Origin of the sequence: Dyadobacter jejuensis (assembly GCF_003149085.1) — a bacterium.
Taxonomy (GTDB): Bacteria; Bacteroidota; Bacteroidia; order Cytophagales; family Spirosomataceae; genus Dyadobacter; species Dyadobacter jejuensis.
On the sequence record NZ_QGDT01000004.1, the window covers coordinates 100,651 to 114,242 of the forward strand.

11 protein-coding genes are annotated in these 13,592 nt (G+C 47.6%); 9 read left to right on the top strand and 2 right to left on the bottom strand.

The genetic code is table 11. From position 1 onward, the window contains the following. Window positions 1–45 precede the first annotated feature (45 nt). The 3 genes from CLV98_RS09600 to uvrC all read left to right on the top strand — a co-directional run bounded on the left by CLV98_RS09600 (window position 46) and on the right by uvrC (window position 5,372). Window positions 46–2,346 (top strand): penicillin-binding protein 1A, encoded by a 2,301-nt coding sequence (locus CLV98_RS09600; RefSeq protein ID WP_109674109.1) that lies wholly within the window; start codon window positions 46–48, stop codon window positions 2,344–2,346. 12 nt (window positions 2,347–2,358) lie between these two features. Further along, on the top strand, window positions 2,359–3,495 hold the full coding sequence (locus tag CLV98_RS09605) for a glycerate kinase (protein WP_109674110.1): 1,137 nt from the start codon (window positions 2,359–2,361) through the stop codon (window positions 3,493–3,495). Window positions 3,496–3,563: 68 nt separating this feature from the next. Next, window positions 3,564–5,372: an excinuclease ABC subunit UvrC gene (gene uvrC, locus CLV98_RS09610; RefSeq protein WP_109674111.1), complete on the top strand. Its 1,809-nt coding sequence runs from the start codon at window positions 3,564–3,566 to the stop codon at window positions 5,370–5,372. On the opposite strand, the gene CLV98_RS09615 is transcribed toward uvrC, so the two are convergent. Beyond that, entirely contained in the window at window positions 5,359–6,606 is a 1,248-nt protein-coding gene (locus tag CLV98_RS09615; protein ID WP_109674112.1) for a BaiN/RdsA family NAD(P)/FAD-dependent oxidoreductase, read from the bottom strand. The two genes, uvrC and CLV98_RS09615, sit on opposite strands and share 14 nt — an antisense overlap. A 422-nt stretch (window positions 6,607–7,028) precedes the next feature. Here CLV98_RS09615 and CLV98_RS09620 point away from each other — a divergent pair, with 422 nt between their 5' ends. The 6 genes from CLV98_RS09620 to CLV98_RS09645 all read left to right on the top strand — a co-directional run bounded on the left by CLV98_RS09620 (window position 7,029) and on the right by CLV98_RS09645 (window position 12,515). Further along, on the top strand, window positions 7,029–8,093 hold the full coding sequence (locus CLV98_RS09620; RefSeq protein WP_109674113.1) for a saccharopine dehydrogenase family protein: 1,065 nt from the start codon (window positions 7,029–7,031) through the stop codon (window positions 8,091–8,093). Between the two features lie 51 nt (window positions 8,094–8,144). Further along, window positions 8,145–9,683 (top strand): L-piperidine-6-carboxylate dehydrogenase, encoded by a 1,539-nt coding sequence (amaB, locus tag CLV98_RS09625; protein ID WP_109674114.1) that lies wholly within the window; start codon window positions 8,145–8,147, stop codon window positions 9,681–9,683. A 63-nt stretch (window positions 9,684–9,746) separates the two neighbouring features. Then, window positions 9,747–10,013, top strand: coding sequence for a PqqD family peptide modification chaperone (locus CLV98_RS09630; protein ID WP_109674115.1), 267 nt, complete (start codon window positions 9,747–9,749; stop codon window positions 10,011–10,013). Between the two features lie 5 nt (window positions 10,014–10,018). Beyond that, window positions 10,019–10,459 (top strand): lasso peptide biosynthesis B2 protein, encoded by a 441-nt coding sequence (locus CLV98_RS09635; protein WP_109674116.1) that lies wholly within the window; start codon window positions 10,019–10,021, stop codon window positions 10,457–10,459. 18 nt (window positions 10,460–10,477) lie between these two features. Next, window positions 10,478–11,395, top strand: a complete 918-nt coding sequence (locus CLV98_RS09640) for a phosphoenolpyruvate carboxykinase (ATP) (RefSeq protein ID WP_109674117.1) — start codon at window positions 10,478–10,480, stop codon at window positions 11,393–11,395. Between the two features lies 1 nt (window position 11,396). Then, on the top strand, window positions 11,397–12,515 hold the full coding sequence (locus CLV98_RS09645; RefSeq protein ID WP_158281223.1) for a nucleotidyltransferase domain-containing protein: 1,119 nt from the start codon (window positions 11,397–11,399) through the stop codon (window positions 12,513–12,515). Between the two features lie 43 nt (window positions 12,516–12,558). Here CLV98_RS09645 and CLV98_RS09650 read toward each other — a convergent pair whose 3' ends face one another. Beyond that, a complete protein-coding gene (locus CLV98_RS09650) occupies window positions 12,559–13,506 on the bottom strand; it encodes an aldose 1-epimerase (RefSeq protein WP_109674119.1) in 948 nt (315 codons plus the stop codon). Window positions 13,507–13,592: the final 86 nt, after the last annotated feature.

A 13,592-nucleotide genomic window follows, 5' to 3' on the forward strand; every position in this document is an offset into this window, starting at 1 on the left:
ATACTTTCGTATTATTGTAATCTAATAAATAATAATTTCCCATTTATGATTGAATTTCAACCTGGAAAATACCGCCGACGTATAATTAATTTATGGCGGTTTGCTGGAATCGGCCTGGGCTTAGTGATTTTGTATATTTTGGCTGTTACCTACAACTTATTTTGGTTGTTCGGTGGAATGCCCGATTTGAAGACTTTAGAAAACCCCAGCAGTGAATTGGCTTCCGAATTAATTTCGGAAGATGGGAATTCTTTGGGTAAATATTTTTTTGAAAACCGTACCCAGATAGAGATAGGCAAGATTTCGCCTAATTTGATCCACGCCCTTGTGGCAACAGAGGATGCCCGCTTCGTCAATCACTCGGGTATAGACGCCCGAAGTCTGGTTCGAGTTGCCAAAGGGGTGATATCCGGAAACTCTAGTTCTGGTGGTGGTAGTACCCTCACGCAGCAGGTGGCCAAGAATTTGTTTAATACACGTTCCGAAGAATATAAGGGCTTACTCGGGGGTATTCCGGGTGTACGTATAGTTATCGCTAAGACGAAGGAATGGATTTTGGCCGTGATTCTCGAAAGAAAGTATACCAAGCAAGAGATCATGCAGATGTATTTGAATACGGTAACTTTTGGGAATAATACCTATGGTATCAAGGTGGCTTCTACCACTTATTTCAATAAGGAAGCCTCCGAATTGTCGGTGACTGAGTCGGCCCTCTTGGTCGGGATGTTACAAAACCCTACCTTATACAACCCCTTGCGGTTTCCAACCAATGCCCTTAACCGTCGTAACACCGTTTTGGCTCAGATGAGTAAATATAATTATTTGCCTAGAGAGGAGATGCTTGAGCTTAGGAAACTGCCTTTGGGAATGGACTTTACCGTAGACAGTCATAACACGGGCCTGGCGCCTTATTTCAGAGAGTCCATGCGGAATTACCTCAAGAGTTGGGTCAAATTGTATAATGAAGAGCATGGAACCGACTTAGATCTTTATACTTCGGGCTTAAGGATTTATACGACCATCGATTCCCGAATGCAGCAATACCAAGAGGAAGCCGTTGAGGAGCATATGCGTACCCAACAGAAGCTCTTTGATGACCATTGGAAAGGGCAAGGTGAGCCCTGGCGCGACGACAGCGGAAGGGAAATGAAAGGATTCGTGGATAGGGCCGTCAAAATGTCTGGACATTTCATAACCTTAAAACGAGACTTAGGCGAAGAACAGGCCTGGAAGGTGATGCGCACTCCCAGGAAGATGAAAATTTTCACCTGGGATGGGGAAAAGACGGTGACGATGAGTCCGATCGATTCGATAAAGCATTACAAAAAGCTTTTACAGATCGGTATGATGTCTATGGATCCACGCAATGGAAAAATAAAGGCTTGGGTAGGAGGCGTCAATTTTAAGTACCTTAAGTACGATCACGTAAAGCAGGGTACCCGCCAGCCGGGGTCTACCTTTAAGCCTTTCGTATACCTTACGGCTCTAGACAAAAATTTCTTGACCCCTTGCGATCGTCTGGTCGATCACCCGGTATATTTCGGACCCAGTGATGGCGTTCCTGGAGGCTGGTCGCCCAAAAACTCCAATATGCGATATTCCTATCAGAGCCTTACCTTACGGCAAGCCTTGGGGCAGTCGGTCAATACCATCAGTGCGCAAATTATCAAGATGGTAAAGCCTAAGGCCGTGGTCGAATACGCCCATAAGTTAGGTATCACCACCGATCTTCAGGAGGTGCCATCCTTGTCGTTGGGGATTAGTGAAGTATCGGTTTATGATATGGTAACGGCCTATTCGGCCTTTGCCAATGGAGGCCATCGGGTAGAGCCGATGACGATCCTCAGGATAGAAGATCGGAATGGCAATTTGTTGCAAGAGTTCTATCCGAAGCAAAATCAGGAAATAAGTGCCAATATGGCTTATAATATGTTGTATCTGATGCGCGGTGCAGTTGAAGATCCGGGGGGTACCTCGGGAAGGTTGCGCTTATATGGCGTGACGGAAGGAAATGAGATTGCCGCCAAGACCGGAACTACCTCTAATTATTCTGATGGCTGGTTTATGGGGATGACTCAGAATCTGGTGACCGGAGTATGGGTGGGTGCCGAAGATCGGAGCGTCCATTTCCGTACGATCACCTATGGCCAAGGAGGACGCATGGCCTTACCGGCCTGGGGGTTGTTTATGCAAAAAGTTTATAAAGATGAAACCCTACAGCAATACCGCAAAGGGCCATTTGTAAAGCCTGAAAATTACGATTTGGATTGTGGTAAGATAGAGGCCGAACCATCGGATACTTATATCCCTCCATCGCGTTCCGACGACGAAGGGGTTCTATTCTAACGCCTATCGCCCATGAACATCATCATTGCCCCCGACAAATTCAGAGGATCCTTAGATAGTGCCGAGGTGATCAGGGCTATTTCGGAGGGGGTCGCGGAGGTGTGCCCACAGGCTGATATCCATGCTTTCCCCTTGGCCGACGGAGGCGAAGGGACCATGGAAATCTTGACGGAGCTGGCAGGAGATGGTGTTTATATTCAGAAAGAGGTGAGTGACCCACTCGGTAGGCCTGTTCTAGCCCAGTATGGCTATTCCCGTTCGAGCCAGATGGCCTTTATAGAGATGGCTGCCGCTTCGGGCTTGGCATTGCTACCGCCAGAGGCACATAACCCTATGCTGACCAATACTTACGGTACTGGCGAGTTGATACTAGATGCTATAGAGAATGGGGCATCCACCATTCTGCTAGGCATAGGGGGGAGTGCCACTACCGATGCCGGCATCGGAATGGCCGCTGCTCTTGGCTTCAGGTTCTTCGATGAGGCAGGAGAAGCCGTGCCACCGATAGGTGGGAATATGGAAAGGATATCCCAAATTGATGCTCAGCGGGTCGATCCACGGGTTGCAAAAGTAGCCTTTATTATTGCCTGCGATGTAGGTAACCCTTTGTATGGGCCCAATGGTGCCGCCGCCGTTTATGGCCCACAAAAGGGAGCCAGCGACGAAATGGTTTTAAAACTCGATCGTGGGCTAGAGAGGATCAACCAGGTGGCCACTACTTTTTTTGGTACCAACGTCGGCCTGGTACCAGGAGCCGGTGCGGCAGGAGGACTTGGAGCGGGTTGCTTGTGGTTTTTGAATGGAAAGCTACAAGAGGGGGTAAGCCTCGTGATGCAGCAGAGTGGTTTGCCGACTCTTATGGCCCAAGCTGACCTGGTAATAACCGGTGAAGGAAAGGTAGACGTACAGACTTTGGAGGGAAAGGTAGTGCAAGGCCTGGCAAACCTTTGTAGAGAAAATCGCGTACCAATGGCTGTTATTTGTGGAAGCCTTCAGCTTACCTCTGCCCAGTTAGATGCCGCAGGCATTACTTATGCCGCTTCCATTATCAACAGGCCGATGAATCTCGATGCGGCATTGGAAGAAGCCTACGACTTGGTAAAACATGCAACTATTCAGATGATGCGATTGTTTTCCTTCTCCAGGTAAGGTGGTACGGTTATTTTTACCCGTACCTTAGTTTTTAGTTTCTGCTCAATATTCCCATTTATTCATACGTGTCTGTATTTAATTATAAGGACGAAATAGCCAAAATCCCTTTTGATCCCGGAGTTTATCGGTATTTCGATGCACTAGGGGAGGTGATCTACGTAGGGAAGGCCAAAAATCTTAGAAATCGCGTTTCCAGTTATTTTCTCAAGTCCAACCAACACGATAGAAAGACCAAAAGGCTGGTGTCTCAGATTAGGCGGATAGAGTTCGTGATAGTACCCAGCGAATGGGATGCCTTGCTGTTAGAGAACCAACTCATTAAGGAACTACAGCCTAAATTTAACATCCTGCTCAAAGACGATAAGACCTACCCTTTTATTTGTGTAACCAACGAGCTTTATCCGCAGGTGTATGTAACCAGGAATGTCGATTTGAAAAAGGGGACCTACTATGGCCCGTTTGCGCAACTGCGCTCTATGCATACCTTGTTAGACATGTTTAAGGCGTTATATACGATTCGCTCCTGCCAGTTGGCGCTTACCAAGGGAAATATTGAGGCTGGCAAGTTTAAGGTATGTTTAGAATATCATATTGGCAACTGTAAGGGGCCGTGTGAAGGACTTCAGTCGCCCGAGGATTATGCCGTGGAAATAGAGCAAGTACACCATATTTTAAAGGGGAATCTATCACTTCCACAGCAGTATTTCAAAGAAAAAATGCTGAAGGCTGCCGAATCTATGGCCTTTGAAGAGGCGCATTCCTGGAAAACCAAGTTGGAACATCTGGCCAGTTTTCAGAGTAAAGCGACGGTTGTCAACCCCAAAATTGGTAACGTGGATGTGCTAACTATAGTTTCGGACGAAGAGGCCGCCTATCTCAATTTTATGAAAGTAAAGCAGGGATATATGGTAGCAACCCAAACTTTTGAAGTCAAAAAGAAATTGGACGAATCGGACGTTGAAATTTTGGAGATGATGTTGGTAGAAATGCGTGAAAAATATGGGCATGAGTCTAAAGAGGTACTTTCTAACCTTAAACCCCATATGGAATCGAAGGTCGATGTGGTGATACCGCAGATCGGCGATAAGAAAAAGCTACTGGATATGTCCATGAAAAACGTCCTATATTTCCGAAGAGAAAAAGCGGAAAGGAGGGCCGTTGAGGCATCGGCTACTTCCTCCAAAAAGGACCGCGTGTTGATCCGTCTTAAAACAGATTTACAGTTGAAGACCCTACCCCGCCATATCGAATGTTTCGATAACTCCAATACTCAGGGTACCAATCCGGTAGGTGCGATGGTGTGCTTTAAGGATGGTAAACCTTCCAAAAAGGATTATCGACATTTTAATATCAAAACAGTGGTAGGGCCCAACGATTTCGCATCGATGAACGAGGTGGTGGGCCGAAGGTACTTACGCCTGATCGCCGAAAACCAACCCCTGCCCGACCTGATCATCGTCGATGGGGGCAAGGGCCAGCTAAGCGCTGCCTGCGATGCGCTCAAGCAGCTGGGCATCTATGGACAGGTTCCGATAGTTGGCATTGCGAAGCGCTTGGAAGAAATCTATTTTCCGGAGGATTCGGTGCCCCTATATATCGACAAGCGGTCGGAGTCGCTCAAGCTCATCCAACAATTACGCGATGAGGCCCACAGGTTTGGGATCACCCACCACCGCGACAAGCGCAGCAAAGGAAGCCTCATTAGCGAATTGGAGGGGATCGATGGAATAGGAAAGGTGACGGCCACCAAGCTACTCAAGTATTTTGGGACGGTAAGGGCTATCAGGGAGAGCCCCGTTGACAAACTTACAGAGGTAGTGGGTCCTGCACTCGCAGGCAAGCTACGCAAGCATTTCGAAACTATGCAAGGCTAGAAGCCCCAGGCAATCCTATGTTTTTGCCGACAACATATCCGGTTGTCCAGGCATTTTGAAAGTTAAAACCTCCCGTAATACCGTCGACATCGAGCACCTCGCCGGAAAAGTAAAGGCCGGGAAGCTTCTTGCTTTCCAAGGTGTTAGGGTTAACCTCGTCGAGTTTTATGCCGCCACAGGTAACGAACTCCTCTTTAAAAGTAGTTTTTCCCTGTACGTCAAATTGTGAATTGGTAAGCAACTCCACCAAGCGGTTAATGGCCTTATGGCCTGCGTCGCCCCAGCGTAAGGAATCGGAGATTTCGGCTTGCAGACAAAAGGCTTTCCAAAGACGGAGAGGGATACCCAGCCGGGCATGGGAGGTGATCTGCTGCTTGGGGGTATTGGTTTTTTCGGCCAATAGTATTTCCCGCACCTTTTGTTCTGGGTATTCTGGGAGCCAATTGATCCTACAAGCAAACTGGTAGCCGAGGCTTGAGAGGTGCCTGGCTCCCCAAGCCGAGAGCTTCAATACTGCCGGACCACTAAATCCCCAATGGGTGATCAACAGAGGCCCCCTGTAGGCTAGCTTACTACCCATTATTTTGACCTCGCTGTCTTTAACAGAGACCCCAGCCAATTCGAGTAAGGGGTTGCCTGGGGTGTTAAAAGTAAAAAGGGAGGGGACGGGTTCCTCTATGCTATGGCCGTGGTCGGTGATCCACCCAAAGCCATTGGCCTTCGGATGGCCTCCAGCCGCAATGAGCAGCCTGTCGGTGCGGATAAGCTCTCCGTCGACGGTGGTTAGCTCAAATTGAGTGGAGGGGGAGTGGCCTACAACTCTAAAAGAAGTTATGGCGGTACTGGTACGTATGGTGATTCCACGGTTCCTAGCGATGCGTGTAAGGCACTCGGTGATCGTCTGAGAGGAGTCTGTTACCGGAAACATGCGCCCATCCTCTTCCGTCTTAAGTGATACCCCATGGTTTTCAAACCAGCGGATGGTATCATTGGCGTCAAATTGGCCGAAAAGTTTGCGTAAGAAGCGTTCTCCTCGGGGATATTGCTTCGGAAATCGTTTGAGGTCGGCAGGCGTATGGGTCACATTACAACGCCCCCCTCCCGACACCCTGACCTTGTTGAGTACGGTTTTATTTTTTTCAATAATGGAAATGGAGGCCTCGGGAAAAAAATCGGCGGCGGTAATGGCCGCCATAAAGCCCGATGCCCCTCCGCCAATGATAATAATCTGCATAGGTTAATTCTTTAAAAACTTTGCAAAAATGACCCGAACTTATGGATATCCCTTAACACGGCCTTATTTTTATTTGAGCTAAGATATAAACGCCGTCTATCCCGCTACATCGTGGCCTCCCATTGTTGGGGACGATGGCAAGCGTGCTATGCCCTCCTTCATCGATGGTCGTACGAGACCATTTTAATTTAAAGAAGGCGTTAAGTATTGGGGTGTCGCGCTGCTATTTCATCATATTTATTAATATATTACCTTGAATAAATATTATCCTTATCCAATGTTCGGCCTTGGAGGGCACGGTTTCTTTAATTGCTCAAAATAAAGGCATAAAATGAGACGCTCGGGAGTATATCAAATGTTCGAATGGCGATTTTGATTAAAAAGTTTAGTCGTTTTAGTTTAACTATTCTACCACTATATATATGAAAAACATCCTTGTAATCGGTTTAGGAAAAGTGGGCTCCCTTGTAGGAACCCTGTTGGCACATCAGTTTAGCGTTCTGGGGGTCGACAAGCAGGAGCCAGCCCTTTCTCTGGTTTTCGATGTAGCCCTAGGAGATATTACGGATCTCAAATTTTTGAGCCAATGCATGGAAGGTAAAGACGCTGTGGTATCCTGTATGCCCTATAATCTTAATTTGCCAATAGCGCGTATGGCACATCAAAAAGGACTTCACTACTTCGATTTGACGGAGGACGTGGCGACCACGTCGGCGATACGAGAAATGGCCAAAACTAGTCGGGGTGCCATGGTCCCACAATGTGGACTGGCACCAGGGTTTATTGGTATCGTGGGGACGAGTTTGGCTAATAAATTCACAAAACTTCGAGACATAGAGCTGCGGGTGGGGGCTCTGCCACGGTACCCGAACGGGCAAATGGGCTATTCTTTTACCTGGTCGCCAGCTGGGGTTGTCAACGAATATATAAACGATGCCGAGGTAATCCATAATGGGGTGAAAAAGCTAGTGCCTTCATTGGAAGGAATAGAGATGATTAATATTGAAGGCCAGGAGTTTGAGGCATTTAGTACTTCGGGGGGCCTAGGTACCATGTGCGAAAGCTTCGAAGGGCAGGTCGATACGCTGAATTATAAGACGATAAGGTACCCAGGGCATTGTCGACTGATGCGTTTTATGCTCTATGAACTGTTGTTAAAGAACGACCGAGCCCTTATAGAAAAAATACTGACAGAGGCTAAGCCACCGGTGCAGCAAGATGTGGTGTACGTGTATGCGGTGGTGGAGGGCTGGAAAGACGATCGGCTGGAAAGAGAAGAGTTTTACCAGGCATACCATCCCATAGAGATCGATGGCCAGCACTGGCGGGCCATATCCTGGACTACCGCCGCCTCCATAGCCGCTGCAGTGGAATTGGTAGCTCATGGTGCCTTGCCAGGAACAGGATTTATTAGACAAGAGGATATTCCTTTGGAAGACTTCTTAGGGACTAAGAATGGACAATTTTTTAAACAGTATATCGACTGATGGGGCCATTTCACTTACCTATTAATCGACATACCACAATGATATAACCTTATGAAAAATATACAAGATGTTTTAAATGGATTAGGTATTGAAGCAAATAATCCTGGTGTGAGTACTGGCAATATCTTTTGGGAAGGGGGAGCGGGTAGTATCGATTCTGTTAGTCCTGTCAACGGGGCTATTATAGCTCGTGTGAGCATGGCCTCAAGTACCGACTATAGCAAAGTAGTGGAGGCGTCAAAAAAGGCCTTTGCAGACTGGAAGGCTTTGCCAGCACCCAAAAGGGGGGCTATTGTAAGGGAAATAGGTGAAGCCTTACGAGTTCATAAGGTCGACTTGGGGACCCTGGTAAGCTATGAAATGGGGAAAAGTGCTCAAGAAGGCTTGGGGGAGGTTCAGGAAATGATCGATATCTGTGATTTTGCGGTGGGGCTAAGTAGGCAGCTGTACGGCCTCACTATGCACAGCGAGCGTACCAACCATCGGATGTATGAGCAGTGGCATCCTTTGGGTACGGTAGGAATTATATCAGCCTTCAATTTTCCGGTAGCCGTATGGTCGTGGAATGCCATGATCGCCCTTGTTTGTGGCAATGTATGCATTTGGAAGCCTTCTGAAAAAACGCCCCTGACGGCCATAGCTTGTCAGCGCATCGTCCAAAGGGTATTGCAGTCCAACGGCATTGGCGAAGGAGTGGTGAGCTTGGTCTGTGGCGATCGGAGCATAGGCGAGCTTATGGCCGCCGATAACCAGATCGATCTGCTTTCGGCCACAGGAAGCACTAGGATGGGCAAGGCGGTGGCAGAACGGGTAGGCAGTCGTCTAGGGAAATGTTTGCTGGAATTAGGAGGCAATAATGCCATTATCGTGACCCCTGGTGCCGACTTCAATGTGGCCATTCCAGCCATCGTTTTTGGTGCCGTAGGTACTGCTGGTCAGCGTTGTACCTCTACCCGTCGGGTTATTGTTCATGAAAGTATTTATGAACTACTCAAGACCAAACTTCAGCAGGTATATGGCCAACTAAAAGTAGGCGATCCGCTCGACGAAGCCATGCATATGGGACCCTTGATCGACCGGCAGGCGGTAGAACAGTATGAAAGAACCGTGCAAGTCATAAAAGAGGCAGGAGGCGTATTCTTGGTCGAACCTGGCCTACTTCAAGGGAAGGGGTATGAATCGGGCTGTTATGTAAAGCCCTGTGTGGCGGAAATGTCTGAACAATTGGACATCGTGCGGCAGGAAACCTTTGCTCCCATACTATATCTTCTCCAATACACGGATCTAGAGCAGGCCATAGCCTTGCAAAACGACGTGCCTCAAGGGCTATCGTCGGCCATCTTTACGCTCAATATCAGGGAAGCGGAGCTGTTTTTGTCGTCAGCTGGTTCTGATTGTGGTATTGCCAATGTGAATATTGGTACTTCTGGTGCCGAGATTGGCGGGGCCTTTGGGGGAGAGAAGGAAACGGGTGGGGGCCGTGAGTCGGGCTCCGATGCTTGGAAGGCCTATATGCGCAGGCAGACCAATACCATAAATTATGGTAGTGATTTGCCCCTGGCGCAAGGAATTAAGTTTGATCTTGAGTGAGTGGATTTTATTCCTAACTTTGTGCCCTAAATATACACCATACACAATCGAGTACAGCAATTCATGAAATACCAATTAACAAGCAACCAAGTAGCCTCCAAAGTAGCCGGTGAAACGGTGATTCTTAACCATCATAAGGGTGCCTATTATGGGCTCGATGAGGTAGGGGTGCTGGTTTGGGACCTTTTAGAGGAAGGCCCACAAACAATGGAGGATTTGTGTACCTCGGTGATGGCGCAGTATGATGTAAGTCAGCAAACCTGCCAGGAAGACCTGGATAGCCTGATTCAGTCACTGATAGACGAGAAATTGGTAGAAAAGACAATTTGATAACTGTGGACAAACTGGCTGGATACTGGCAGAAATGGAAAGACCTCTCTACTTTTGGTAAATGGTACTTGTTAAAAGCCGGTGTTACCCTTCTGGTTATCAAAGCAGGGCTGACTTTTTTGCCTTTTCAGACTTTCCGCAGCCGGTATAGCCGGTATACCCGGGGCACAGCTCCAGAGCGACTGACCCAGGAACAGATCAAGGAGGTGGCGAGGTCTATCAACATTATGGCCGATCACCTCCCTTTCCAATTACTTTGTCTCCCACGTGCGTTAGCCGCTAAGTATTTACTTAGAAATGAGCCAGGCTTGGTTTTGCAGATTGGTGTTGAACTCGATAGGGTCGACTCTTTCGAAGCACATGCCTGGGTTGAGCGGGCAGGGGAGATCATAATAGGAGACTGGAATGAGACCATCCGTTATCAGCGATTATGGTCTTGGGAGTAATTTTTAAAATAGACTAGTATGTATTTCTATACGGCCTTTGGCCTTCATATTCAATCTCAGATTCCCCTACCGGAATTGTCTGTGGCTAAAGAAGGGCAAGAGGTGGACCTTACCATCGAAGTGGCACCCATCGATTTGCCTACCATGGCTCCTACCAATATTCATCGGAGAGGAGTAATGGCTACATTTGGCAAAAACCAACGGGACGATTTGCTGTTACACTGGGAAGGTATTGCCAATTTTCAAGCATCTAGTGGTAAGCTGCTTCGAATAGATCCACTAATTACCGATGAGAATTTGCTCAGTCTATTCACCGTAAGCGAAGCGTTGGGGTTAATTCTCTTTCAGCGTGGCGATTTTCTTTTACATGCCAGCGCCGTGCGGGTGGGCGACGAAGCCTGGTGCTTTATGGGTAATCCAGGAGCTGGCAAGTCCACTACTGCCGCCTCCTTTATCAAAGCAGGCTGCCCCTTGTTGAGCGACGACCTGACTGCCATTCGGTTCGATCGGCAGGGTGTCCCTTTCGTAATTCCGGCTTACCCCCAACTAAAAATCTGGGAACAGACGGTAAAAGGACTGGACTATGACACCGAAAGTCTCACACCAGTTAGTGAAGGCGTCAATAAGTTTTCGTACCAACCCAAAGAAGGCTTTGACCATACTCCAGTAAGATTGAAGCGGGTATTTTTCCTTCATAAGGCGCGTAATAGAAAATACATGGAGGCATTATCGGCCGTGAGTATACCCATTGAGTTGCTTAAAAATTTCCCATTACCTGCCTCCTTGGTTCAAAATGATACCTTGAAACTGCATTTCCAACAAAGTTTTCAAATAGCAGGTTTCGCCGATTTATTTCGGAAGAGACGGGACAAATCCTTTGATGCCCTTCATGAATGGGTCGTTTCTCAAACGCTTCCGGCTGCTGACCTATCCTGATATGCCTTTTTCAAAAGAACTTCAATTTCTGGTGTCGGCTTCTTTGAGTCCAAACAAGCCCTTTTCAGGAGCCATGCAACCCGACCCTAATAGCCTCCTAAAATTGGCCCAAAGGCATCAGGTTAGGGTAATGCTTTATGACTACCTAGGGCAAAACCCTATAGAGGGTGGCGAGGAAATTTTAGACCCCCTAAAGCGGTATTCAGTAGAAGGGGCGGTATATAATATGGTCTCGTTAAAGCAATCCATCGGCATCGTCTATGACTTTGAGAAAGAAGGGCTCCAGGTTTTTTTGATGAAGGGTGCCCTGTGGGCCTGGATGTTATACGAAAAGCCTAGCTTGAGGGAGTTTGGAGATATCGATTACTTTTTTCAGAAAAAAGATATTACCCAAGGACTTGCTGTACTAGCCCGGCATGGCTATCATGCCGACGACTACCGCCAGTTTTTGCTAGCCGATGCCCATGTTGCCGCTTTGTATTTTAAAGAGGATTATCAGTTGCCCTTGGTGCCTGGCCCCGATGCCCTCATACAGTCCTTAGAAGTCCAGTGGAATACTACCTATCCTCGCTTTGCCTTTAGCTTTGGGTATGATGAACTCATGGCCCGGCCTATGGCATTCGATGTGCCAGGAGGTGGTCAGCAAATAATGGTGCCATCCAAGGAGCACCAACTGCTGATGATGGTGATTCATCATGCGGGGGTAGAGCAATGGGACAAATTGAAATATATGGCCGATTTCGTTAGGATGCTAAGGAAATTTGGACCCGAAATGGACTGGGACTATATTGGAAATAAAGCCCGACAAAAGGGCTTTTATCGCCTGCTATTGGAATCATTAGGCCTGGCAGAGGAACTCACCGGGGAGAAGTTCCTGAAATACGGGAAAAGTGGGATGGTGATGAAGTACCCTACCGCTTCATTTAAGGAGGCGGTTTACCGGCACTGGGAGCATGGTAGGATGAAGCCAAAGACAAAGTCTTGGCAAATATTTTATTTTAATATGCGCTACCGCGATCATTGGCGTGTGAAGGCGAAGATATTGGCCTCTCATCTGGCGTATCTGCTCGAATGGCGGTTGTTGATACCCAAGGCTAAGTATTATAGAAAAAACCGATGATCCTTCCTCAGGATCACCGGTTGGCCATGCTATGGTAGCCACGCTAACGAAGCTTTAAGGTAATGGTTCCAGCTATTTGCTGGTCGGGTCCTATGATATTGAGTCCTTCTCCATTATTAAAGGCATCTACGTTGGCCGTGAGGGGCTCTATGGCCACACAGTCGCGGCTGGGTGGGGTATATACCACTAGGTAGTTGAATTTGCCCTCGCCTGTTTCTTGTTTTATTTCGAGGGTGACCTCCTGGTTGTCCGAGATAAGCTCTGTAATGGCTGTATTGCCTTCCGATTCGACTACAAAGCAATTGTCTAGCTCGTTTCTTAATAAAGAAAAGGCCCCGCGATGTGGAAAGGGTGCCTCACCAGTAGGAATCATATGATCGTCGAAGGTAACGATGGTTTTGGAAGGGATATTAATTTTCCAGGCGTCTACCTCTTCGTTGCCAAGGTCAAAATAGGGATGCCAACCAAACATGGCAGGGCATGCGTCTTTTCCGAGGTTATGGGCTTGGTAGCTCAGGCTAAAAATCCCATCCAAGTTAAGTGAGTAGGTGACCGAAAACAGGACCTCGAAGGGATAGCCTTCCTGTTGTGACAGGTGGTATGCTAGCTTGATGCTGGCGTTGTCGGGTTGAATGCGCTGCTCTTGTAGGCTAAAATGGTGCTTTCGAACCAAACCATGTATGGCATTTACCCCGCCCTTTTCATTTTTATGGAGCTGATAGTCCTTTCCAAGGAAGTGATATTTTCCTGAAGGGATTCTGCTAGCGAAGGGAAAGAGCAGCTCACTAGCGCTCTGGGTATCCTCCTTGAGTTTGTCGGGGGTAGGTGGGGTTTTTAGGATCGAAAATAAGGTCAGGCCCTTTCGTAGCGATAGCTGCCGTACCACAGCACCAAGTTCGGGAACCACAGCAAAGCGATTGCCATTGCGGGTATCCTGGACCACATATTCGGTTAACTCACCAAATTGTTGCTTTATTATTTCAAAGGTCATTATTCATGTTAAGTTTAGGATTGGGGGGGCTAAAATATAAAATAAAAACCGGTCTACATCAGTAGCCCGGTTTTTAAAATTTGGTA